Source organism: Kumtagia sp., from assembly GCF_059502445.1.
The window spans coordinates 66,715-87,516 of sequence record NZ_JCACER010000004.1; the positions used below are offsets into that span (position 1 = coordinate 66,715).

Genomic DNA, 20,802 nt, shown 5'->3' on the forward strand with positions numbered 1-20,802 from the left:
TGCATGTGACGCGGCCCGGACCGCCCCGGGCCTCGCCGGAGGATGAGGAGGTGACGTGATGGTCGATATCACGCCTCGCGCGGTCGATGCGATCCCGCCCGCGGAAGTCCCGGATGTCGAACTCTATCATCCCCATAGCTGGTGGACGACCTACGTCTTCTCGCAGGACGCCAAGGTCATCGCCATCCAGTATGCCGGCACCGCAATGGCGATCGGCCTGGTGGCGCTGGTGCTGTCCTGGCTGGTGCGCCTGCAGCTCGGCTTCCCCGGCACCTTCGACTTCATCACGCCGGAAGCCTACTACCAGTTCGTGACCATGCACGGCATGATCATGGTGATCTACCTGCTCACCGCGCTGTTCCTCGGCGGCTTCGGCAACTACCTGATCCCGCTGATGGTCGGCGCGCGGGACATGGTGTTCCCCTACGTCAACATGCTCTCCTACTGGATCTACCTGCTCGCAGTACTGGTGCTGGTGGCGAGCTTCTTCGCGCCGGGCGGCCCGACCGGCGCCGGCTGGACGCTTTATCCGCCGCAGGCGATCCTCTCCGGCACGCCCGGCGGCCAGCAGGCCGGCATCCTGTTGATGCTGGCGTCGCTGATCCTATTCATCATCGGCTTCACCATGGGCGGCCTCAATTATGTGGTCACCGTGCTGCAGGGGCGCACCCGCGGCATGACGCTGATGCGCATGCCGCTCACCGTCTGGGGCATCTTCACCGCCACCGTGATGGCGCTGCTCGCCTTCCCCGCGCTGTTCGTCGCCTGCGTCATGATGCTGTTCGACCGCGTGCTCGGCACCAGCTTCTTCATGCCTGCGCTGGTGGAGATGGGCGAGCAGCTCTCCTACGGCGGCGGCAGCCCGATCCTGTTCCAGCACCTGTTCTGGTTCTTCGGCCACCCGGAGGTCTACATCGTCGCTTTGCCCGCCTTCGGTATCGTCTCGGACCTGATCAGCACGCATGCGCGAAAAAACATCTTCGGCTACCGCATGATGGTGTGGGCGATCGTCGGCATCGGCGCGCTGTCCTTCATCGTCTGGGCGCATCACATGTACGTCTCGGGCATGCATCCGTGGTTCGGCTTCTTCTTCGCCACCACGACGCTGATCATCGCCGTCCCCACCGCGATAAAGGTCTACAACTGGGTGCTGACGCTGTGGCGCGGCGACATCCATCTCACCATCCCGATGCTGTTCGCGCTGGCCTTCATCGTCACCTTCGTCAATGGCGGGCTGACCGGCCTGTTCCTCGGCAACGTCGTGGTCGACGTGCCCTTGTCCGACACCATGTTCGTTGTGGCGCATTTCCACATGGTGATGGGCGTCGCGCCGATCATGGTGGTTTTCGGCGCGATCTACCACTGGTATCCCAAGATGACCGGCCGCATGTTCAACGAGTGGATGGGCCAGTTCCACTTCTGGGTCACCTTCATCGGCGCCTACGCGATCTTCTTTCCGATGCATTATTTCGGCCTGGTCGGCGTGCCGCGGCGCTATCCCGAACTCGGCGAGACCGCCTTCATCCCCGATTCGGTGCACACGCTGAACGCCTTCATCACCGTTGCCGCGCTGATCGTCGGCTTCGCCCAGCTGGTGTTCCTGTTCAACATGTTCTGGAGCCTGCGCCACGGCCGCGACGCCGGCGGCAATCCATGGCGCGCCACCAGCCTGGAATGGCAGACGCCGACTACGCCGCCGCCGCATGGCAACTGGGGCAAGGAGGTGCCGCTGGTCTATCGCTGGGCCTATGACTACAGCGTGCCCGGCGCGCCGCAGGACTTCATCCCGCAGAACGACCCGTGGCCCGAGAAGGCGGCGCCGGCATGAGCGTCGTCATCGTCTTCATCCTGGTGATCGCCGGCATCTCCTTCTGGTGGCTGGCGCAGCAGCGGCTGATGTCGAAACCCTGGCTCGAACAGGGCGCGGCCGGCGTGCTGCCCGGCCTCGAATCCACGGGTGTCCCGACAGCGAAGCTCGGACTCGGCGTGTTCCTGGCCGTCGTCGGCTGCCTCTTCGCCCTGTTCGCCAGCGCCTATTTCATGCGCATGGAGCTGTCCGACTGGCGCGCGCCGCCCCTGCCCGGCGTTTTGTGGCTCAACACGGCGTTGCTGATCCTGAGCAGCGTCGCATTGCATGTGGCGGTCGTGGCCGCCCGCAGGAACCAGCCGGACATGCTGCGGCTGGCGCTCGTCGCCGGCGGTCTCACGACGCTTGCCTTCCTCGCCGGCCAGATGACGGCGTGGCGGACGCTCGCCGACGGCGGCTATTTCCTGACCGGCAATCCGGCGACCAGCTTCTTCTACCTGCTAACCGGCATGCATGCGCTGCACATCCTCGGAGGCCTTTCCGGGCTCGGCTGGGCGATGGCCGGCGCCTGGCGCGAGGGCGCCTCGGCCCGGATCGCCCAGCGTGTCGAGCTGTGCGCCATGTACTGGCATTTCCTGCTGCTGATCTGGCTGGCGCTGCTGGTGCTGCTCGCCGGCTGGGCCAACGACTTCATCGATCTCTGCCGGCAGCTGCTGACCTAAGGGAGTGGAGGATGGCCGAGACCACCGCAACCGATCACAGACAGCTCAGGCCCGGCCTCAGCGGCGTCGCCGCCGACTGGGCCTCCGACCAGCGGGCGTTCAAGAACGTCTCCTGGGGGAAGTCCATGATGTGGATCTTCCTGCTCTCAGACACCTTCATCTTCGGCTGCTTCCTGCTCTCCTATATGACCGCGCGCATGTCGACGCGCGTGCCGTGGCCCAACCCGAGCGAGGTTTTCGCCCTGCATATCGGCGGCCAGAACGTCCCGCTGATCCTGATCGCCATCATGACCTTCGTGCTGATCTCCTCCAGCGGCACGATGGCGATGGCGGTGAATTTCGGCTATCGGCGCGACCGCCGCAAGACCGCGATCCTGATGCTGCTGACCGCCGCCCTCGGCGCCACCTTCGTCGGCATGCAGGCGTTCGAATGGACCAAGCTGATCACGGAAGGTGTGCGTCCCTGGGGAAATCCGTGGGGCGCGGCGCAGTTCGGCTCCTCCTTCTTCATGATCACCGGCTTCCACGGCACCCACGTCACCTTCGGCGTGATCTTCCTGATCATCATCGCCCGAAAAGTCTGGCGCGGCGACTACGACACCGGTGCGCGCGGCTTCTTTACCAGCCGGCGGGGCAATTACGAGAGCGTCGAGATCATGGGCCTGTACTGGCACTTCGTCGATCTCGTCTGGGTCTTCATCTTCGCGTTCTTCTATCTGTGGTGAGGAAGGGACATGGCTGAAGCGACCGCACACGGGCATCAGGAGATGCATGCCGGCCAGACCGCCGCAGTCCTCACCGACACCCATCAGGAGCACCCGATAAAGCTCTACCTGGTCGTCTGGGTGTGGCTCTTCATCCTCAGCGCCGCCTCCTACATGGTGGACTATTTCCACGTTCAGGGCGCGCTGCGATGGTCGCTGATCCTGATCTTCATGATGCTGAAGGCGGGCCTGATCGTCGCCGTGTTCATGCATATGGCCTGGGAGCGGCTGGCGCTCGTCTACGCCATCCTTGTGCCGCCGATCGCCGTGCTGGTCTTCGTGTGGATCATGGCCGTCGAGTCGGAATACACGCTGTGGACCCGGCTCACCTTCTTCGGGCCCAGCCCGTAGGGACGGCCGCCGACAGCGTTTGAAGTCCCAATCCTTCAGAGACGCCGGCCGGCGTCAGGCTCACGGACAGGAAAGCACAAGCGGAAGTGGCGTCATGGACACGAGAACGCTTCTCATCATCGGCCTTGGCGCCATCGTGCTGCTGCTGCTCGGCTTCTGGATCACGCCGTGATCCGAGCCGTGCTGCCGGGAGGCGCCCGGCCAGTCAAGCGTTGAAGACAGGAGGAATACCCCATGAGAATGACGGCAAGCCTCGCCATGGCAGCGCTACTCGTATCGTCGGCCGCGCAGGCGGACGGCGATGCCGTTGCCGGCAAGAAGGTCTTCAACAAGTGCATGTCCTGCCACGATGCGAAGACCGACAAGAACAAGATAGGCCCGTCGCTGCTCGGCGTGGTCGGCCGCAAGGCCGGCACTCTCGAGAGCTTTGCCGGCAAATTCTCGGACAACATCAAGGAGGCGGGCGCCGGCGGGCTCGTATGGGACGACGCCAATCTGACGGCCTATCTCCGCGATCCGAAAGCTGTCATCCCGAAGGGCAAGATGGCGTTTCCCGGCTTGAAGTCGGACGAGGACCTGGCCAATGTGATCGCCTATCTCAAGGCCGATCCTAAGCCATAGAAGCCTGCAGCGCGGCGACCGACGCTGACGCCGCGGCCTTCCGGCGGATCATGCCAGCCCGCATTTTCTGGATCGGACACGGTCGGCTCGCCCTATTCCGCAAGGCCGGAACGGCGCTTGCTGGCGAAAAGCGCACCCAACCATCCCGTCGAGCGGCATGGTGCCGTCGTTCGCCGGTTTGGAGTTCGGCGAATCGCAACGCTGATGCCGAGAGGCTGTCGACCTACGCGATATTCATGATGCCGACGCCGGCTTCCTGAAAGTTTGTACCGAAATATGTCGACCGCGCGTCCTGGGACATTCGGCGACGCATTCCGGCTTGCCTGACAGAGCTCTGCGACATGTGGCGGTCATGATCGCCGCGGGCGTGGGAGCAGCTATGGCAAGCGAGGTTCTGAATGCCGGCACATGATCGTTCTCTTCCCCAGGCGTCGCTGTCGGTCTTCGACGCAGTCACGATCATGGTCGGATTGGTTGTCGGCATCGGAATCTTCCGGACCCCCTCGCTCGTTGCCGCCAACGTCGACAGCGAACTCGCTTTCGTGGCCGTCTGGGTCGCTGGCGGGCTCGTCACGCTGATTGGCGCGCTTTGCTATGCCGAACTGTCGGCCGCGCATCCGCACGCCGGCGGCGAGTATCATTTCCTGTCCCGCGCCTATGGCAAGCCGCTGGCACTGCTGTTCGGCTGGGCACGCGCGTCGGTGATACAGACCGGCGCCATCGCCGGAGTGGCCTTCGTCCTCGGCGACTACGCGGCGCGGATCCTGCCGCTCGGCGCCTACGGCCCCGCTCTCTACGCTGCGCTGGCGATCATCCTGTTCACAGGGATCAACGTCGTCGGGACCTTGCAGGGCAAGACGCTGCAGGTCGCCGTCACGCTCGTGGAGATCGCCGCGATCGCCGCCATCATCGGCTTCGGCCTGCTGGCCTCCCCGGGACCGGCGTTGGAAGCCGCAGCGCCGGCGCCGCAATCGGCTGCCCTCGGCATGGCGATGATCTTCGTGCTGCTCACCTATGGCGGCTGGAACGAGGCGGCCTATCTGACCGGCGAACTCAAGGACGCACGGCGGAACATCGCCAGGGTCCTGGTGCTGGGAACCGCAATCCTGACGACGCTCTACGTCCTGGCGAACGTCGCGCTCCTTTCCGTGCTGGGTCTCGACGGCCTGCGCGCTTCCCAGGCAGTCGCCGCCGACATGATGGCGCTGGTGGCGGGGCCGTCCGGTACGTTCATCGTAAGCCTTGCCATTCTCGTGGCCGCCGTTTCGACGCTGAACGCGACGATCTTCACCGGCGGTCGCGTCTACTTCGCCATGGCGCGCGACCTGACGCTGCTGCCCCGCGTCGGCGAATGGGACGAGCGCGGCCGCAATCCCGCGAACGGTTTGATCGCGCAGGGTGCCGTCGCGCTGGCGCTGGTGGTGATGGGCGCGGCCACACGCGACGGCTTCCAGGCGATGGTCGATTATACGGCGCCGGTCTTCTGGGGGTTCCTGCTGCTTACCGGCCTGGCCGTGTTCGTCCTGCGGCTCCGGGAGCCTGACCGCGTCCTGCCCTACAAGGTGCCTCTCTATCCGCTGACGCCGATCCTTTTCTGCCTGACATGCGCCTACATGCTGCATGCCAGCCTTGCCTATACGGGCGCCGCGGCGCTCATCGGCGTCGGCGTTCTCGCCGTGGGCGCGGTGCTGCTGCTCTTTCGCCGCAACGGCGAGACTGCCAGACCCAAGCGCTCCCCCGCGCCTGCACCCGCCACGCTTCGCGACTGACGAACCGAAGTCCAACAAGGAGAAGCCCATGTTCAACTTCCGAAAGATCGCCATCGTCTGCACGGTGTCCGCCCTGGCGCTCGGCGGCCCTCTCGTGCCAGCCGGCATGGCCTCCGACCAGGCGTACTCTCCGAAGGTCGGACAGGACGGCAAGGATGTGGTGTGGGTGCCCACGCCGCAAGCACTCGTCGACCGGATGCTCGAGATGGGCGGAGTCACCAAGGATGACTACGTCATCGACCTTGGCTCCGGCGACGGGCGCACGGTGATCACCGCGGCCAGGCTCGGCGCGCGCGCCCACGGCATCGAATACAACCACGACATGGTCGCGCTTTCGCGGCGCAATGCCGAAGCGGCCGGGCTCTCGGACCGCGCCACCTTCGCGCAAGGCGACATCTTCGAATCCGACTTTTCCGAAGCCACCGTCATCACGCTGTTCCTGCTGCCCGAACTGAACCTGAGACTTCGGCCGATCCTGCTCGATATGGAGCCGGGCACGCGTGTGGTTTCCAACTCCTTCGACATGGACGACTGGCAGGCGGATGAACAGGTCGAGGCCGGCGGCGATTGCACGAGCTATTGCAATGCCTACAAATGGACCATTCCGGCCAAGGTGGAGGGCCAGTGGCGCCTGGGTGATGGCGAACTCACGCTGACCCAGACCTATCAGATGCTTGCCGGCACGCTTACCGCCAATGGCGAGACACAGCCCATCAGCAACGCGCGGATGGATGGCCGTTCGATCACCTTCACCGCAGGCGACCGCCGCTATACCGGACAGGTCGGGGCGGACGACACGATGAGCGGCAGCATCGAAGGCGGGGGCGAGTGGAGCGCTTCCCGGCAGGGCTGAAGACAGGGCCGCACCCCACAGCACGACGCGCAGGCAAGCGGCGGAGGCCGAGCTGATGCCTCCATGCCGCCGGCCCGCTGGAGCCAAGCAATTCCGGCCAGGCCGAAATGTCACCCAGGCGAGACCGGCTTCAATGCGCGCAGTAGGCGCCGTCGACCAGGTGACAGCTGCCGGTGACGAAGCTCGCCTGCTCCGACAGAAGGAAGCAGACGAGTTCCGCTACCTCTTCCGGCTTGCCGCGCCGGCCCATCGGCTGCAGCGCCATCATGCGCCGGCCGCCTGCCTCGACGTGTTCCGACAGCAGCGTCGTGTCGATCAGGCCCGGTGCCACGGCATTGATGCGGATGCCCAGCCGCGCATATTCCATTGCCGCGACCTTGGTCAGACCGATGATGCCGTGCTTGGCCGCCGTATAGGCGGCCGCGGTCGGCAAGCCGACAGTGCCTAGGACGGAGGACATGTTGACGATGGCGCCGCCGCCACGCTTCAACATGGCGGCAATCTCGTATTTCATACAGTAGAACACGCCGTTCAGATTGACGCCCATCTGTTCGTGCCAGCTTTCGAGCGGAACGTCGGCAGTAGCCTTGCGGACACCGACGATGCCTGCATTGTTGACTGCAAGGTCCAGCCCGCCGCATGTGCGCACGCTGAATTCGACCAGCTCTTCCACGGCCTGAGCATCGGACACGTCGACGGTGAAGTCGTGGGCCTTGCCGCCCTTGCTCCGGATTTCCCCGGCAACGCCGCTGGCGGTGTCGGCAACGATGTCGGCCACGATGACCTCGGCACCCTCGTCGCCGAGTTGTCTGGCAACCGCCGCGCCGATGCCGGAGCCTCCGCCCGTCACGATCACGACCTTTCCTTCGAAGCGAGGCCTCATGGTTTTGTTTCCTTATGGCCTGGAGCGGCGGAGGGCCGCAGCAAATTGGTTATCGTATGCAATGACATCAAAGCAGAGGGTGTTCCCTGTTTCCATCCCTTGAGCGCGTCTGTACCCAATGCAGCCGGGCCGGCGCGATCACAAGGCGTCCAGTGTGACGTTTTGGAGATACCGGAGATTAAGGCGGTTGTGGTATCTGCCGACGAGTTGTCGAACTTATGGATGGTGAAATTCACGATGACCCGTCGGGGATTGCTACTAGGCGGCCTTGCGCTGATGGTGAGCGGCTGCATGCCGTTCGCGCGTGCGGTGACGCCGCAGACGTCCGCCCACAACGTGCGGATCGATCCGCGCTTCCGCCGCCAGCGGGTGCGCTATTACGGCAGCGAGCCGGCGGGAATGATCGTCGTCAACACCTCGGAGCGTCATCTCTACGCCGTCGAGCCGGATGGCTGGGCGACCCGCTATGGCGTGGGCGTCGGACAGGAAGGATTGTCGCTCAAGGGGATCGCGACCATCGGGCGCAAGGCGGAATGGCCGTCATGGACTCCCACGGCCAACATGATGCGGCGCAAGCCGCATCTGGTCCAGTACGCGGGAGGTGTCCCGGGCGGGCCGCAAAATCCGCTCGGTGCACGGGCGCTGTATCTCTATCGCAACGGAAACGACACGATGTTCCGCCTGCACGGCACGAACGAACCGTGGACCATCGGCACGGCGGTGTCGAGCGGCTGCATCCGCCTGACCAACGAGGACATCATCGACCTCTACGACCGTACCCCCGAAGGCACACGGGTTCTGGTCATCTGATTCGCGCTTCCGAATCAGCGATTGATTCGCCCGGCCGCCTCGCGAACCGCTCCTTCGATAGGATTTCTTAACCGCGCCCGTCGCTTACGGGCGCAAAGTCGCTCCTGAACGGCAGTCCGGAGCGCAGGTGTGTCTTAATTGCACTAGGCTTGGACTCCTTTCACGGCTACCTTGCTGCGACCCGCAACCATTGTGGGACGGTGCCGTTGACACCCATTCCATCGTAAGGAGAGGGATTGCTTATGAGCAAACTTCTAATCGCAGTAGTGGCCGTGATTTCCGTCGTCAGCCTCAGCGGCTGCGAAACGATCGGCAAGGGCAAGGGCAAAGCCCCGGCTCCCGCCGTCGTCGAGACCGGACCGGCTCCTGTCTACAAATAAGGGACTCGTCCCGCTTGGATGTGGAAGGGCTAACCGCCCTTCCACATCGAGCATATCCGGACCAGCGGTCCTTGGGACCGTCGTCGCTTGTTTTCTATAGTAGGTTGAAGACACGGATTGGCTTCTGGTCTGAACTTGTCCGCGTTCGGAAGTGGAATCGCGGGAATGCAATCCATAGTCGGCCGCATACTCTCCGCTACCCTGCTGATGATGGCGGTTACTGCATGCCAGGATACCAGTCCGAGACCTCGCTTCGTATCGGGCGCTGATGATCCTGCCTCTCCGGTCGTTGCCACCGCTGCCGCCGCAGCGCAGCGGCAGGAGACGACGGCGTCGGTCCCCAGCGGCGACCAGCGCTACTTCATCGAATTCCGCTCGCGCTATGCCAAGAGCTACGGCCATACCTATGTCGTCTTCGGCCGTGCCACCAGGACCGGCGAGATGATCAATCCCGAGGTCGCCGGCCTCCATCCCAAGTCGGAAAGCGCCGTTCCCTACGTGCTCGGCCATTTGGTGCCGGTGCCGGCCGAAACCGGCTGGAGCGACGGCGACCTGGAAGAGGAATACCGGTCGGCGAGCTGGCGCGTCATGCTCACCGAGCCCGAATACCGAAAGGTGGTCGCCTCTATCCGCAAGCTGCAGGCGAGTTCGCCCGTCTGGCACGCGGCACTCTACAACTGCAACGCCTTCGTCGCCGACATCGCCCGGTCGATGGGCTACAAGACCCCGTCGATCCAGCTTCGGCCGCAGCAGTTCGTCACCAAACTGCGCGAGATGAACGCCGGAACCCGCGTCTCGCTGACCACGGCCGTCCGAGCGGGCTGAGGTGATCTCGAGCCTGTCGACGGCGCTCGCCGGCAAGATCCTATGGGTGCTGGGCGTCGTTGCCTGGTACGTGGTCCGCTATCCGTTCGAACGGCGGGCGCGGCGCGTGCAAGTGGTCACCAGCCAGCGCACACTATCCGACACGGTCGGCCTGGCTGCCGCGCTGCTCGGCATGGCCGCCCTGCCCGCGATCCATGTCGCGACCGGCTTTCCGAGCTTTGCCGACTATTCCGCCAATCCCTGGAGCGTCGCGCTCGGCGCGATCATCCTTGTCACCGCCCTGTGGACGTTCCGCCGGTCGCACAAGGAACTCGGCCGCAACTGGTCGATCTCCCTGGAGATCCGCGACCAGCACAAGCTGGTCAGCGGCGGACCCTACGCGCTGGTGCGCCATCCCATGTACACGTCCTTCCTGCTGCTCGCGCTCGGCCAGGCGTTTCTCCTGTCGAACTGGGTCATCGGCCTCGCCGGCCTCCTCGGCTTCGCCGTCCTTTTCTTCCTCCGTGTCGACAAGGAAGAGCGTATGATGCTGGAGGCGTTCGGCCCGCAATACCGCGATTACATGGAAAGGACGAAGCGCATCATTCCGTACGTCTACTAGGGGGGGAAGCATGCGAGGCCGCGCCATCAAGCTGTCGGCGGCCAGGCGCCTCGTCGGCGACCTGATGCGTTTTTCGATGAAGGTGCCGAGGGTGACGGTGCAGCGGCGGATGAATCTCGCGCCGCTGCTCGGGGCAAGGACTGCTCAGCAGCCGCGGCCGTCCTGGACCGTGCTGTTCCTGAAGGGATATGCGCTGCTTTGCGCCGAAACACCGGAGTTCCGGCGCGCCTATGTGAAGCTGCCTTGGCCGCAGTTCTATGAATATCCGGCCAGCGTCGCTTCCATCGCACACGAGCGCGAGCATGATGGCGAGCGCGCGGTGCTGCTCAGCCGCATCCGCGCGCCGGAGCGCCGTTCGATCGGCGAACTCGACGCCGCGATCCGCGCGGCCCGATCCACGCCGGTGCTTGAGTTCGGCGAATTCCGCCGAGCCCTCAGGATCGCCCGGCTGCCCGGCCCGGTCCGCTGGCTGATGATGTGGCTGGGACTGAACATCGGCCGCCAGCGCGCCAACTATTTCGGCACGTTCCAGCTCTCCGTCTATTCCGGCTTGGGCGCCGAATCGCTCAATCCGCTGACGCCGCTCACCACCCTGCTCAACTATGGGCCGATCGGCGCCGACGGGTCCGTCGACGTCCGCATCCACTACGACCACCGGGTGATGGACGGTGCCAATGTGGCGCGTGCGCTGGAGCGATTCGAGCAGATCCTGAACGGGCCCGTGGCCGACGAGGTGCGGCGCATCCGCAGCGGCCCTGCCGCGGCGAGGGCAGCGCCGTGACGCGGCCGGAGGTCCGGCCTGCGGTCGTGGTGACCGGCGCCTCGCGCGGCATCGGGCGCGAGATCGCCAAGGTCGCCGCCCGCGAGCGCGGCGCGGTTGTGCTGGTGGCGCGCTCGGCCGTCGATCTCACCGCCGCCGCGGCCGACGTTCGGGCGGCCGGAGGCGAGCCCTTCCCGCTCGCGCTCGATCTCACGGCGGCCGACGCGCCGATATCTCTCGAAGGCTTCCTGGCGCAGAACGGCCTTGCCTGCGATGTGCTGGTCAACAGCGCCGGCTACGGCCTGCGCGGCGCCGCGACGGCGCTTCCCGCCGCCGATCAGGTCGGCATCGTCGACCTGAACATCCGTGCGCTGACCGCCCTCACCCTGCATTTCCTGCCGGGCATGGTCGCGCGCAAGCGGGGCGGCGTCATCAATCTCGGTTCCGTGGCCTCCTTCGTTCCCGGCCCCTACATGGCGCTCTACTACGCCAGCAAGGGTTTTGTGCGCTCCTTCTCCACGGCGCTGCACCAGGAACTGCGGCGCACCGGCGTCACCGTCACCTGCGTTGCTCCCGGCCCCGTCGCGACCGAGTTCCTCGAACGCTCCGGCGCCGGTCGCGCCCGCCTTTTCCAGTACCTGCCGAAAATCTCTGCCCAGGACGTCGCGGAACAGGCGTGGCGCGGCTTCAAGGCCGGTCGCCGCCTTGTGGTGCCCGGCGCGGTGGCGAAACTGGCGATCCTGACCTCGGCCCTCCTGCCGTCGGCGATACTGCTGCCGCTGGTCGGCAAGCTGCAGCGGCGCGGCAACGACCCCTGCCCCTGCGGTTCAGGCCGCCCCTTCAGGAAATGTCATGGCGCCACCGGGCTCCGGCGCTTGCGCGGCTCCGAATGACGCCCCAAGGCGCTTTCGCTTTTCATTGGTTCGAAAAAAGGCCGGGCTCGATAGGCCCGGCCAAATGAAGGTTGATAAACCTCCAGAGGGGAACACCACCCGGCGACAATGGGAGGAGAACCGCCGGGTAGCACGACCTTTATGGGCTTTACGCGTGTAAAAAACCAATCATCAGATTTTCAATTTCCCGTCCCGCGAGAAAAAAACATCCAATTCTGCCGGTACTGATTCGCCCGGATCAGGAATTGATTTCCAAAAGGTCCGCGTAGTGGCGGCGGGCGACGTCCGGATGGGAGCGCAGCCGAGTCTTCAGGAGATTCGCGCCGACATCGCGAAACAGCGGATTGTCCGGATCGCTGGCCGGGCCGCGCGCCTGCGCGGCCAGCTCCTCCGGCAGGTCGAGCAGCGGAATGGTGGCGTCCAGCCGGGCTCCCAAGAAGAAGGGCACCGAGATACGCTCCACCCCGGCAGGCGGCGCAACCACCCGATGGACGGTCGCCCGCAGATATCCGTTGGAGGCAAGTTCCAGAAATTCGCCGATGTTGACGATCAGTGTTCCGGGAATGGGGTCGACGTCGATCCATTTGTCGTCGTAGTCGACCTGCAGCCCCCCGATTCCATCCTGCAGCAGCAGAGTCAGAAAGCCACTGTCCTTGTGGGCGCCGACTCCCTGATCGTCTCCGACGGCGTCACGTCCGGGATAGCGAACGATCTTCATGCGGTGGTTGGCGCCTCCCGCGTGGATGGGCTCGAAGACGTCTTCCGCCTGATCGAGCGCCAGGGCGAAGGCCCGCAGCAGACGTAGCGCAACGGCTGCCGCCTTGTCTTGCCAGCCGAGCAGCGCCGGCTTTAGCTCGGGCAAGGCAGCAGGCCACTGGTTCGGTCCTTCCAGCCGCGTCCAGGCTGGTCCGGCGGGCTGGCGTTCGGGCGCCTTGCGCTCGACGCCGATGTCGAGCTGCTCGCGCCAGTCGGCCCTGCCCTTCGTCAGTTCGCCGCCGGCCCGCGTGTAACCGCGAAACTGCGAGGAGTTGACCATGGCAATGGCCAACTTGTCGGTGTTCGGCAGCGCGAAGAATTTTCGCGCGGTGGTCAGCACCTCGTCCATCCGGTCGATCGGAATGCCGTGGCCGGACAGATAGAAGAATCCGACATCCCTGGCCGCCGAACGCAGATCCGCCAAGAAGGCGCGGCGCTCTGACGGCCCCCTGTCGAAACTGGAAAGGTCGAGGACTGGTACAAGTCTGGTCATGGTGGAGTCCTTCCCTGCAGCCGCGATGCAGCGCCGTCGTGACGGCCGAGACATACTCTTCCGGGCGGCCTCTGATGACAGGCGGCATCGACGCCGAAACAGTGCCATGCTTGCCGACGCGTCTGAAGGAATCGGGCAGCTCGCGGATTCGCGAAGGGAAGATTTCCGAACCAAAGATCGCCCGGCCGACGGGCAAAATTTCCGCAGTCGTACGGGGCGCAAGTCGGGACGTCGGCTCGCATCCTCGGACGAATCGAACGCCATCGGCGACTAGTCGCGTCCGGCCCAGGGCACCAGCGCCCGCTCGATCCTGCGGATGACGAATTCCAGCGCGAACGCCACCGCCGCAATCACCAGGATGCCCATCACCACCACGTCCGTCACCAGAAACTGGGCTGCCGACTGGATCATGAAGCCGAGGCCACGCGTCGCCGCCACCAGTTCGGCCGCCACCAGCGTTGTCCAGCCGGCGCCGAGCGCGATGCGCAGGCCGGTCAGGGTGGAAGGCAGCGCACTCGGCAGCACGACATGCCGCACCACCTGGACGCGGGTCGCGCCGAGCGACCGGGCGGCGTTGATGCGTTCGCGCGAGACGCCGCGCACGCCCGCCGCCGTCGACAGCGCGATCGGCGCCAGCATGGCGATCGCGATGACCAGCACCTTCGACGGCTCGCCGATGCCGAACCAGATGACGATCAGCGGCAGATAGGCGAGCGGCGGGATCGGCCGCAGGAATTCCAGCAGCGGATCGAAGATGCCGCGGCCGATCGTGGTGGCGCCGATAGCCCAGCCGACCGGCACGCCGACGAGCACCGCCGCCGCCAGCGCGGCGAAGACCCTCCCCAGGCTGGCGACAAGATGCTGGAACAGCGTAGCGTCGACAAAACCCTGCTGAGCCACCGACAGGAACTTGCCCCAGACGGCGAGCGGCGACGGCAGGAACACCGGCGAGACGAGTTGCAGCCGCGCCGCCAGCGTCCATGCGAGCAGCAGCGCGAGCAGCGTGACGGCGCTGATCGTGCGCGCCGAGACAGTCCCGCTCCTCCGGCGGACCGGCGGCCACGGCACGGCGACCGGATCGGGACGTTCGGCCTTGGCCACCGGCCGTTCGGAATAGGAGGACATCGTCATGCCGGCTCTCCCTGGAAGATCGCATCGGTCAGGTCGCCGCGGGCCGCCGCGAAGGCCGGGTCCGCCTTGATGTTGCGGATCGGCTCTCCGGCAAGATAGCGGCGGCCGAACGTCGGCTCGAAGACGCCGACCACATGCCCCGGATGCGGCGCCAGGACGACGATCCGAGTGGCAAGGACCAGCGCTTCCTCGATGCCATGCGTGACCATCAGCACACCCGCCCGGCTGGCGGCCCAGATATCGAGCAGCGTGGTCTGCATGCGCTCGCGCGTCAGCGCATCGAGCGCGCCCAGCGGCTCGTCGAGCAGCAGGAAGTTCGGCTCGGCCGCAAGCGCCCGGGCAAGGCCTACGCGCTGGCGCATGCCGCCGGACAGCTCCCAGACGCGCTTGTCGCCGCTGCCCTGCAGCTTGACCAGCGACAGCAGATCGTCCGCCCGCCGGCTCCGTTGCGCCGGCGCCACCCCGCGCAGCCGCAGGGCGAAGGCGACGTTCTCACGCGCCGTCAGCCACGGGAACAAGGCGTCGTTCTGGAACACGACGGCGTGGTCGGCGCCCGGCTGGACGATCGGCTCGCCATCCACGGCCGCCTTGCCATCGGCCGGCGATAGGAAACCCGCGGCGACGTTGAGCAGCGAGGTCTTGCCGCAGCCCGAACGGCCGACCAGCACGACGAACTCGCCGTTGGCGATCGAGAGCGATACGCGCTCCACGGCCGGCCGCGGCTGGCCGTCATAGCGGATGGACACCTGGTCGAGGACGAGTTTCGGCATCGGCTTTCCCGAGGATCATGCTTTTACGAAAGAACGTCCGCCCGCCGGCGGCCCTCATCCCGTCCGGCGTGCGGACGGGGCGCGGCTTGAGGCCAGCCGCATCCCCGTCAGTTGGAGGCGAGCGCCTCGGAGACGTATTTGCTGGTGACGAATTTGGAGTAGTCGGGCAGCACCGCGTCGATCTTGCCCTGCTCCTTCAGGAACTCGGACGTAGCGGCGACCGCCTTGACGGTGCCGCCGCCGAGGAACGTCGTCGATGCCTGCTCCTCGAGCGTCGGGAAGACGTAGCCCTTCAGCAGTCGCGGCACCTCCTCGGCCTTTGCGCCGGTCAGCCTGGCGATCTTCTCCGCCTGCGGCGACGCCGTCGACCACGCTTCCGGCTTGGCGAGATACTCTGCATAGGCCGCGCCGGTGACGTTGACGAAGTCGCGCACGGCTTCCGGATGTTCCGCCGCGAAGTCGGCGCGCACGATCCAGGCGTCGAAGGTCGGCGCGCCCCATTCGGCCACTTTTGCCGAATCCAGCACCGTCTTGCCGCGGGTTTTGATCTGGCCGAGCGCCGGATCCCAGACATAGGCTGCATCGATGTCACCGCGCTCGAAGGCGGCGGTGATCTCCGGCGGCCTGAGGTTGAGGATCTCGACCGACTTGGGATCGACGCGCTCATGCTTCAGCGCCGCCAGCAGACTGTAGTGGGTGGTCGAGACAAAGGGCACGGCCACCTTCTTGCCGGCGAGGTCGGCTACTTTTTCCACGCCTGAGCCGTTGCGGGCGACCAATGCTTCGGATTCGCCGATGAGGCCGACGACGAAGATCGTCTCGATCGGTAGTTCGCGGCTGGCCGCGGCGGCCAGCGGGCTCGACCCGACATAGCCGATGTCGACCGCGCCGGAGGCGATCGCCGCAATGACGTCGGCACCGGAATCGAACTTGCGCCAGTCGATGGCGGCCTTGGTCGCCGCTTCGTAGGCGCCGTCGGCCTGCGGCACCTTTGATGGCTCGACGACCGTCTGGTAGGCGATGGTGATCTTGAGGTCGTCGGCCGAGGCCGGTGCGACGGTGACCGCGGCGGCGAGCGCCGCCGTCGAGAGCAGGAGCATGCGCCGGGAAAGAATGGACATGGATGTGACCTCCAAAGGATGACACCTCCATGATCCCTTAATTCTATCGTTCTTGTAGAGTTAATTCATTCCACAAGAAGTACTCCGCCGGAAAAAGATTCCCGGCACAAGCGTTGCGGTGGGCATTTCGGGATCGCGTACGCCGCGACGGCCTCACACAGTCTTCAGCATGCCGCCGTCGACATAGTAGGTCGAGCCGACCGAGTAGGAGGCCCGGTCGGAACACAGGAAGACGAAGAAGGCGGCTAGTTCCTCCGGCTTGCCGAAGCGCCGGATCGGCGCGTATTCGTCTGCGACGCCTTGGAGATAACCTTCCCAGTCGCCGCCCTTGTCGGCGGTGAGCTGCTTGGCGGTCTTGATCCAGTCCGGCGTGAGGATGAGGCCGGCATTGACGGTGTTGACGCGGATATTGTCCTTGATCACCTCGTTGGCCAGCGTCTTGGAAAACATCATCAGCGCCGATTTGGTGACGTTGTAGATCGGCTCGTACCAGAGCGGCTGCGTAGCGCAGATCGAGGCATTGTGCAGGATGACGCCGCCGCCGCGCCGCTTCATGCCCGGCACGAGGCCCCGCGCCAGCCGCACCGCCGCCATCACATGCAGTTCCCAATAGTGCTGCCACTTCTCGTCCGGCGCCTCCATGATCGTCTCGTTGCTGCCCGAGCCGGCATTGTTGATCAGGATGTCGGCGCCGCCGAAGCTTTCGACCGCCGCGATCAGCTTTTGCGTGCCTTCGGCGGTGGCGACGTCGCAGGCGACCGGCAGCGTCCTGACGCCATGGCGTCCGGCAACGCGCTTCGCCTCCTCCTCCAGCCGCTCCGGCTGGCGTGCCGCCATGACGACGTCGACGCCTTCCGCGGCCAGCGCATCTGCCACGGCCAGCCCGATGCCGATGCTCCCGCCGGTGATCACCGCGACTTTCCCGCGAAGGTTCAAGTCCATCTCTAAACTCCTATTTGACGATCGGTATCTTCGACCGGTCGATGGTGATGGCAACGGCGGCGACCAGCAGGATGCCGAACACGATGTTCTGGGCGAAGATGTTGACGCCAAGGAAGGTCATGCCGATGCGCACGACCGATATGATCAGGGCGCCGACCAGCGTGCGCCAGATGCTGCCGACGCCGCCGGTGATCGCGGTGCCGCCGACTACCACGGCAGCGATGGAAGGCAGCAGCAGCTCGGCGGCGAGCGTCGGCGAGCCGCTGGCCAGCCGCCCCGCGAGCACTACCCCGGCGAGCGCGGCGAATCCGCCCGACAGCACGAAGGCGATGATCTTCTGGCGGCCGACCTTGACGCCCGACGCGTAGGCCGCCGGCTCGCCGGCGCCGATCGCCGAGCTGTAACGGCCGAAGCGCGTGTGGCTCTGCAGGACATGGGCGCCGACCAGCACGACCAGTCCGATGACAATGACGCCGGGCACGCCGAACAGCGTGCCGGTGATCCAGCTCTGATAGGAGCGCTCGGCATCGGCCAGCGTGATCGACCGCTCGCCCGAGATCACCAGGGCAGCGCTGTAGAGCACGCCGCCCATGGCGAGCGTCGCGATGAAGGACGGGATTTTCAGCCGCACATGCGCCAGCCCGGAGAGGAAGCCGGCTGCCAGCCCGATGGCGATCGCCAGCGCGAAGGCCCCGTAGCCCAGCCGCGCCACCGTCAGTGCCACGACGACGCTGGCCAGCGACGCCATCGACTGGATGGACAGGTCGATGCCGCCGAGCATGATGACGAAGGTGACGCCCGTCGCCAGGATGAACAGCACCGCGGTGTCGCTGGCGAGCTGCAGCAGCGTCGCCGGCTGCAGGAAGACAGGCTGCAGCGTGCCGACCAGAACCACCAGGACGACAAGCGTCGCCAGCGGCAGCCATTGCCGCAGCCGCTCAGCACTCAAGCCGTCGAGACGTCCGTTCATACCATGTGTCCGATCAGATCGACCTGGCGCGGTTTTTCACCAGGATTGGCCGACGTGCGATGCGTGATCTCGCCGTCGCGCATCACCAGCACGGTGTGGCTGAGGCCGATCGTTTCCTCCAGCGTGTCGGAGGTGAGCAGCACGGCGACGCCCTCGGCCGTGACCGCGCGGACAAGCTCGTACACCTCCTCCTTGGCACCAACGTCGAGACCGCGCGTCGGATGGTCGAGGATGAGGATCTTCACCCTGGCATTGAGCCATTTGGCGAGCACCACCTTCTGCTGGTTGCCGCCCGACAGGTTGAGGCAGAGCGCGTTGATGGAGGGCGTCCGGATCTTCAGCCGGTCCACCCAGTTCGACGCCAGCCGGCGTTCCTCGCGCGCGTCGATCAGGCCATGGCGGGTGAGCCCGCCGAGATCGGCCAGCGTGATGTTCGCCGCGACCGGCAGGAACAGCACCAGCCCCTCGACGCGGCGCTCGCGCGGTATGTAGCCGATGCCGGCGTCCACCGCCTCGGCCGGCGTCCGCAGCACCGCCTCCTTGGCTTCGACCAAGAGGCGCCCGCCGTCATGCGGCGCGAACCCGGCCAGCGTGCGCGTCAGTTCCTCGCGGCCCGAGCCGATGACCCCGGCGATGCCGAGAATCTCGCCGGCATGCAGCTTGAAGCTTATGTCCTTGTAGGCGCCAGCCAGCGTCAGGCCGTCGGCCTCCAGCATCACCTCGCTGCGGTGCGGCTTTTGCAGCGGCTCGCGGTAGTACTCGGCCTGCAGGCTGCGCCCCACCATCATCTGGTGCAGCCGGGTGACATCGGCGCCGGCCGCCTCGAGTTCCCCGACAACGGCGCCGTCCTTCATCACATAGATGCGGTCCGACAGCTCCAGCACCTCGTCCAGCCGGTGCGACACGAAGATGAAGGAAGCGCGTGCCTTCAGCGCCCGCACGCGCGCGAACAGGATGTCGATCTCGGCCCGCTCCAGCACCGAGGTCGGCTCGTCGAGCAGGATGACGAGATGGCCGGCGGCGTTCTCCTCCAGCGTCAGCGCCTTGGCGAGCTCGACCATCTGGCGCGTGGCAAAGCCGAGTTCGTCGGTGCGGGTACGCGGATCGACGTCGACCTTGACCTTGGCGAGCTGCCGCGCCGCGGCGTCGTAGAGCCGCCGCCAGTCGACGATGCCCAGCCGCGTGAACTGCTTCTCGTTGCCGAGATAGATGTTCTCGCCCACCGTCAGGTTGGTGAGCAGCGACTGCTCCTGGAACACCATGCCGATGCCCTTGCTGTTGGCATCGGCGGCATCGTGGAAGCGGGTCGGCTTGCCTTCTTTCAGGATCTCGCCGGAATCGTGCTGGTAGACGCCGGAAAGAATCTTCATCAGCGTCGACTTGCCGGCGCCGTTCTCGCCGATCAAACCGACCACCTCGCCGGGACGGATGTCGATCGACACGTGCTTCAGCGCATGCACGCCGGGAAAGCGCTTGTCGACGCCAACCAGCGACAGTACGGGCTGGACGACGGCGGCGCTCATTTGACGATCCGCATCAGCTTGCGGTCGATCGACATGGCCACCGCGGCGATGATCATCAGGCCCTGCACGCCGATCTGGATGCTCGGCGGCACGCCCATCAGCACCATGCCGTTGGCGAGCACGACGACGATGAGCACGCCGACCAGCGTCTGCAGCACGCCGCCCTGCCCGCCCGACAGCGCCGTGCCACCGACGACGACGGCGGTCACGGTGGTGAAAAGCCGGCCATTGCCGATCTGAGCATTGCCGAGGCCGAGCTGCGCCGCCGCGAGGATGCCGCCTATGGCATAGAAGATACCGGCCAGCGTAAAGGCCAGTATGCGCACGCGTGCCACCGAGATGCCGGAGAGCGCGGCAAGCTCCTCGCCGCCGCCGAGCGCATAGATGTGGCGGCCGAGACGGGTATGGTTCTGGATGACCAGCGCGACGACAAGGCATGCGCCTGCCAGCCAGACGCCCCAGGGAAAGCCGAGGAAACGCTCGATCGCCAGCCCCCTCACCCACGGATCGTTGACGCGGATCGCCATGCCGCCGAGCAGCGCATTGGCGACGCCGACGCCGATGAACCAGACGCCGAGCGTCGTCATGAAGGACGGCACCTTGAGCCGCACATGCACCACGCCGTTGACGAAACCGACCGCCGCGCCGGCCGCGAGCACGAACAGCACCGCCAGCAAGCCGTAATCGTTGACGTTGGCGCCGTTCAGCACCAGCATCGACAGCATCACCGCCGACAACGTCAGCACGCCCTCGACCGACAGGTCGATCGAGCCCATCAGGATGATGAAGGTCGCCCCGAGGCCGAGCACCAGCGGGATCATCGCCGCCTGGCTGATGCGCACCAGATTGCCGAAGCTCAGGAAGTTCGGGTTGATCAGCGCGATGATCACGCAAAGCAGGAGGAGGATGGCCAACGGCGCCCACGACGCCAGCCGGAATTTTCGGACCGGCTTTGGCGATTGGGCATGCTCTGTCGCTTCGGTCGTGCTCAGGGTCGCCATTCCGTGATCTGATCGCGCTTGGAAACAAAAGCCGGCGGCTGCGGGACGGGGCGGAG

General features: G+C 65.8%; 22 protein-coding genes. 13 read left to right on the forward strand and 9 right to left on the reverse strand.

The genetic code is table 11. The features are described 5' to 3' along the window. The first annotated feature begins 58 nt into the window (after positions 1-58). From AC5JDC_RS01200 to AC5JDC_RS01230, 7 genes are all read left to right on the forward strand, one after another. Positions 59-1,828, forward strand: coding sequence for a cbb3-type cytochrome c oxidase subunit I (locus AC5JDC_RS01200; RefSeq protein ID WP_495838374.1), 1,770 nt, complete (start codon positions 59-61; stop codon positions 1,826-1,828). After that, positions 1,825-2,529: a cytochrome c oxidase subunit 3 gene (locus AC5JDC_RS01205; protein ID WP_495838376.1), complete on the forward strand. Its 705-nt coding sequence runs from the start codon at positions 1,825-1,827 to the stop codon at positions 2,527-2,529. Before AC5JDC_RS01200 ends, AC5JDC_RS01205 begins: the two co-directional genes overlap by 4 nt. 11 nt (positions 2,530-2,540) lie before the next feature. Next, a complete protein-coding gene (locus AC5JDC_RS01210) occupies positions 2,541-3,254 on the forward strand; it encodes a heme-copper oxidase subunit III family protein (protein ID WP_106770784.1) in 714 nt (237 codons plus the stop codon). A gap of 9 nt (positions 3,255-3,263) precedes the next feature. After that, the gene (locus AC5JDC_RS01215) at positions 3,264-3,644 is read left to right on the forward strand and encodes a cytochrome C oxidase subunit IV family protein (RefSeq protein WP_495838379.1); all 381 of its coding nucleotides are present in this window, start codon (positions 3,264-3,266) and stop codon (positions 3,642-3,644) included. A 234-nt stretch (positions 3,645-3,878) separates the two neighbouring features. Continuing rightward, complete coding sequence (locus AC5JDC_RS01220; RefSeq protein ID WP_495838381.1) at positions 3,879-4,265, forward strand: c-type cytochrome; 387 nt, start codon at positions 3,879-3,881, stop codon at positions 4,263-4,265. 398 nt (positions 4,266-4,663) lie between these two features. Continuing rightward, entirely contained in the window at positions 4,664-6,034 is a 1,371-nt protein-coding gene (locus tag AC5JDC_RS01225) for an APC family permease (RefSeq protein WP_495838383.1), read from the forward strand. A gap of 28 nt (positions 6,035-6,062) precedes the next feature. Beyond that, a complete protein-coding gene (locus AC5JDC_RS01230) occupies positions 6,063-6,887 on the forward strand; it encodes an SAM-dependent methyltransferase (RefSeq protein ID WP_495838384.1) in 825 nt (274 codons plus the stop codon). Between the two features lie 130 nt (positions 6,888-7,017). Here AC5JDC_RS01230 and AC5JDC_RS01235 read toward each other — a convergent pair whose 3' ends face one another. Then, complete coding sequence (locus tag AC5JDC_RS01235) at positions 7,018-7,770, reverse strand: SDR family NAD(P)-dependent oxidoreductase (protein WP_495838386.1); 753 nt, start codon at positions 7,768-7,770, stop codon at positions 7,018-7,020. Between the two features lie 222 nt (positions 7,771-7,992). Here AC5JDC_RS01235 and AC5JDC_RS01240 point away from each other — a divergent pair, with 222 nt between their 5' ends. The 6 genes from AC5JDC_RS01240 (at position 7,993) to AC5JDC_RS01265 (ending at position 12,039) form a co-directional block, all read left to right on the forward strand. After that, complete coding sequence (locus AC5JDC_RS01240; protein ID WP_495838388.1) at positions 7,993-8,580, forward strand: L,D-transpeptidase; 588 nt, start codon at positions 7,993-7,995, stop codon at positions 8,578-8,580. 242 nt (positions 8,581-8,822) lie between these two features. After that, positions 8,823-8,960 carry an ABC transporter gene (locus AC5JDC_RS01245; protein ID WP_106770777.1) on the forward strand — a complete coding sequence of 46 codons (138 nt, stop codon included), beginning with the start codon at positions 8,823-8,825 and terminating at the stop codon, positions 8,958-8,960. 165 nt (positions 8,961-9,125) lie between these two features. Next, positions 9,126-9,785, forward strand: a complete 660-nt coding sequence (locus AC5JDC_RS01250; RefSeq protein ID WP_106770776.1) for a hypothetical protein — start codon at positions 9,126-9,128, stop codon at positions 9,783-9,785. A gap of 13 nt (positions 9,786-9,798) precedes the next feature. Then, positions 9,799-10,386: a protein-S-isoprenylcysteine O-methyltransferase gene (locus tag AC5JDC_RS01255; RefSeq protein WP_495838512.1), complete on the forward strand. Its 588-nt coding sequence runs from the start codon at positions 9,799-9,801 to the stop codon at positions 10,384-10,386. A gap of 10 nt (positions 10,387-10,396) precedes the next feature. Continuing rightward, complete coding sequence (locus AC5JDC_RS01260) at positions 10,397-11,167, forward strand: dihydrolipoamide acetyltransferase family protein (RefSeq protein ID WP_495838391.1); 771 nt, start codon at positions 10,397-10,399, stop codon at positions 11,165-11,167. Beyond that, positions 11,164-12,039 carry an SDR family NAD(P)-dependent oxidoreductase gene (locus tag AC5JDC_RS01265; RefSeq protein ID WP_495838393.1) on the forward strand — a complete coding sequence of 292 codons (876 nt, stop codon included), beginning with the start codon at positions 11,164-11,166 and terminating at the stop codon, positions 12,037-12,039. Before AC5JDC_RS01260 ends, AC5JDC_RS01265 begins: the two co-directional genes overlap by 4 nt. Before the next feature lie 238 nt (positions 12,040-12,277). Here the strand turns inward: AC5JDC_RS01265 and AC5JDC_RS01270 are convergent, their stop codons facing one another. From AC5JDC_RS01270 to AC5JDC_RS01305, 8 genes are all read right to left on the reverse strand, one after another. After that, positions 12,278-13,288 carry an isopenicillin N synthase family dioxygenase gene (locus AC5JDC_RS01270; protein ID WP_495838514.1) on the reverse strand — a complete coding sequence of 337 codons (1,011 nt, stop codon included), beginning with the start codon at positions 13,286-13,288 and terminating at the stop codon, positions 12,278-12,280. Between the two features lie 270 nt (positions 13,289-13,558). Further along, a complete protein-coding gene (locus AC5JDC_RS01275) occupies positions 13,559-14,419 on the reverse strand; it encodes an ABC transporter permease subunit (protein WP_106770772.1) in 861 nt (286 codons plus the stop codon). Continuing rightward, positions 14,416-15,189: a taurine ABC transporter ATP-binding protein gene (locus tag AC5JDC_RS01280; protein ID WP_495838395.1), complete on the reverse strand. Its 774-nt coding sequence runs from the start codon at positions 15,187-15,189 to the stop codon at positions 14,416-14,418. The genes AC5JDC_RS01275 and AC5JDC_RS01280 overlap by 4 nt, the downstream gene beginning before the upstream one ends. 107 nt (positions 15,190-15,296) lie before the next feature. Next, positions 15,297-16,310 (reverse strand): taurine ABC transporter substrate-binding protein, encoded by a 1,014-nt coding sequence (tauA, locus tag AC5JDC_RS01285; protein WP_495838397.1) that lies wholly within the window; start codon positions 16,308-16,310, stop codon positions 15,297-15,299. Positions 16,311-16,463: 153 nt separating this feature from the next. Beyond that, a complete protein-coding gene (locus tag AC5JDC_RS01290) occupies positions 16,464-17,252 on the reverse strand; it encodes an SDR family NAD(P)-dependent oxidoreductase (protein ID WP_495838399.1) in 789 nt (262 codons plus the stop codon). A 10-nt stretch (positions 17,253-17,262) separates the two neighbouring features. Next, positions 17,263-18,222, reverse strand: a complete 960-nt coding sequence (locus tag AC5JDC_RS01295) for an ABC transporter permease (RefSeq protein WP_495838401.1) — start codon at positions 18,220-18,222, stop codon at positions 17,263-17,265. Next, the gene (locus AC5JDC_RS01300; RefSeq protein ID WP_495838403.1) at positions 18,219-19,745 is read right to left on the reverse strand and encodes a sugar ABC transporter ATP-binding protein; all 1,527 of its coding nucleotides are present in this window, start codon (positions 19,743-19,745) and stop codon (positions 18,219-18,221) included. The genes AC5JDC_RS01295 and AC5JDC_RS01300 overlap by 4 nt, the downstream gene beginning before the upstream one ends. Continuing rightward, positions 19,742-20,659, reverse strand: a complete 918-nt coding sequence (locus tag AC5JDC_RS01305) for an ABC transporter permease (RefSeq protein WP_495838405.1) — start codon at positions 20,657-20,659, stop codon at positions 19,742-19,744. Before AC5JDC_RS01305 ends, AC5JDC_RS01300 begins: the two co-directional genes overlap by 4 nt. Between the last annotated feature and the right edge of the window lie 143 nt (positions 20,660-20,802).

Coding starts and splice junctions, on each gene's coding strand:
- AC5JDC_RS01210 (WP_106770784.1), top strand. CDS start 2,541: ATGGCCGAGACCACCGCAACCGATCACAGACAGCTCAGGCCCGGCCTC.
- AC5JDC_RS01200 (WP_495838374.1), top strand. CDS start 59: ATGGTCGATATCACGCCTCGCGCGGTCGATGCGATCCCGCCCGCGGAA.
- AC5JDC_RS01295 (WP_495838401.1), bottom strand. CDS start 18,222: ATGAACGGACGTCTCGACGGCTTGAGTGCTGAGCGGCTGCGGCAATGG.
- AC5JDC_RS01250 (WP_106770776.1), top strand. CDS start 9,126: ATGCAATCCATAGTCGGCCGCATACTCTCCGCTACCCTGCTGATGATG.
- AC5JDC_RS01225 (WP_495838383.1), top strand. CDS start 4,664: ATGCCGGCACATGATCGTTCTCTTCCCCAGGCGTCGCTGTCGGTCTTC.
- AC5JDC_RS01290 (WP_495838399.1), bottom strand. CDS start 17,252: ATGGACTTGAACCTTCGCGGGAAAGTCGCGGTGATCACCGGCGGGAGC.
- AC5JDC_RS01205 (WP_495838376.1), top strand. CDS start 1,825: ATGAGCGTCGTCATCGTCTTCATCCTGGTGATCGCCGGCATCTCCTTC.
- AC5JDC_RS01235 (WP_495838386.1), bottom strand. CDS start 7,770: ATGAGGCCTCGCTTCGAAGGAAAGGTCGTGATCGTGACGGGCGGAGGC.
- AC5JDC_RS01275 (WP_106770772.1), bottom strand. CDS start 14,419: ATGACGATGTCCTCCTATTCCGAACGGCCGGTGGCCAAGGCCGAACGT.
- AC5JDC_RS01270 (WP_495838514.1), bottom strand. CDS start 13,288: ATGACCAGACTTGTACCAGTCCTCGACCTTTCCAGTTTCGACAGGGGG.
- AC5JDC_RS01215 (WP_495838379.1), top strand. CDS start 3,264: ATGGCTGAAGCGACCGCACACGGGCATCAGGAGATGCATGCCGGCCAG.
- tauA (WP_495838397.1), bottom strand. CDS start 16,310: ATGTCCATTCTTTCCCGGCGCATGCTCCTGCTCTCGACGGCGGCGCTC.
- AC5JDC_RS01240 (WP_495838388.1), top strand. CDS start 7,993: ATGGTGAAATTCACGATGACCCGTCGGGGATTGCTACTAGGCGGCCTT.
- AC5JDC_RS01245 (WP_106770777.1), top strand. CDS start 8,823: ATGAGCAAACTTCTAATCGCAGTAGTGGCCGTGATTTCCGTCGTCAGC.
- AC5JDC_RS01220 (WP_495838381.1), top strand. CDS start 3,879: ATGAGAATGACGGCAAGCCTCGCCATGGCAGCGCTACTCGTATCGTCG.
- AC5JDC_RS01230 (WP_495838384.1), top strand. CDS start 6,063: ATGTTCAACTTCCGAAAGATCGCCATCGTCTGCACGGTGTCCGCCCTG.
- AC5JDC_RS01280 (WP_495838395.1), bottom strand. CDS start 15,189: ATGCCGAAACTCGTCCTCGACCAGGTGTCCATCCGCTATGACGGCCAG.
- AC5JDC_RS01300 (WP_495838403.1), bottom strand. CDS start 19,745: ATGAGCGCCGCCGTCGTCCAGCCCGTACTGTCGCTGGTTGGCGTCGAC.
- AC5JDC_RS01260 (WP_495838391.1), top strand. CDS start 10,397: ATGCGAGGCCGCGCCATCAAGCTGTCGGCGGCCAGGCGCCTCGTCGGC.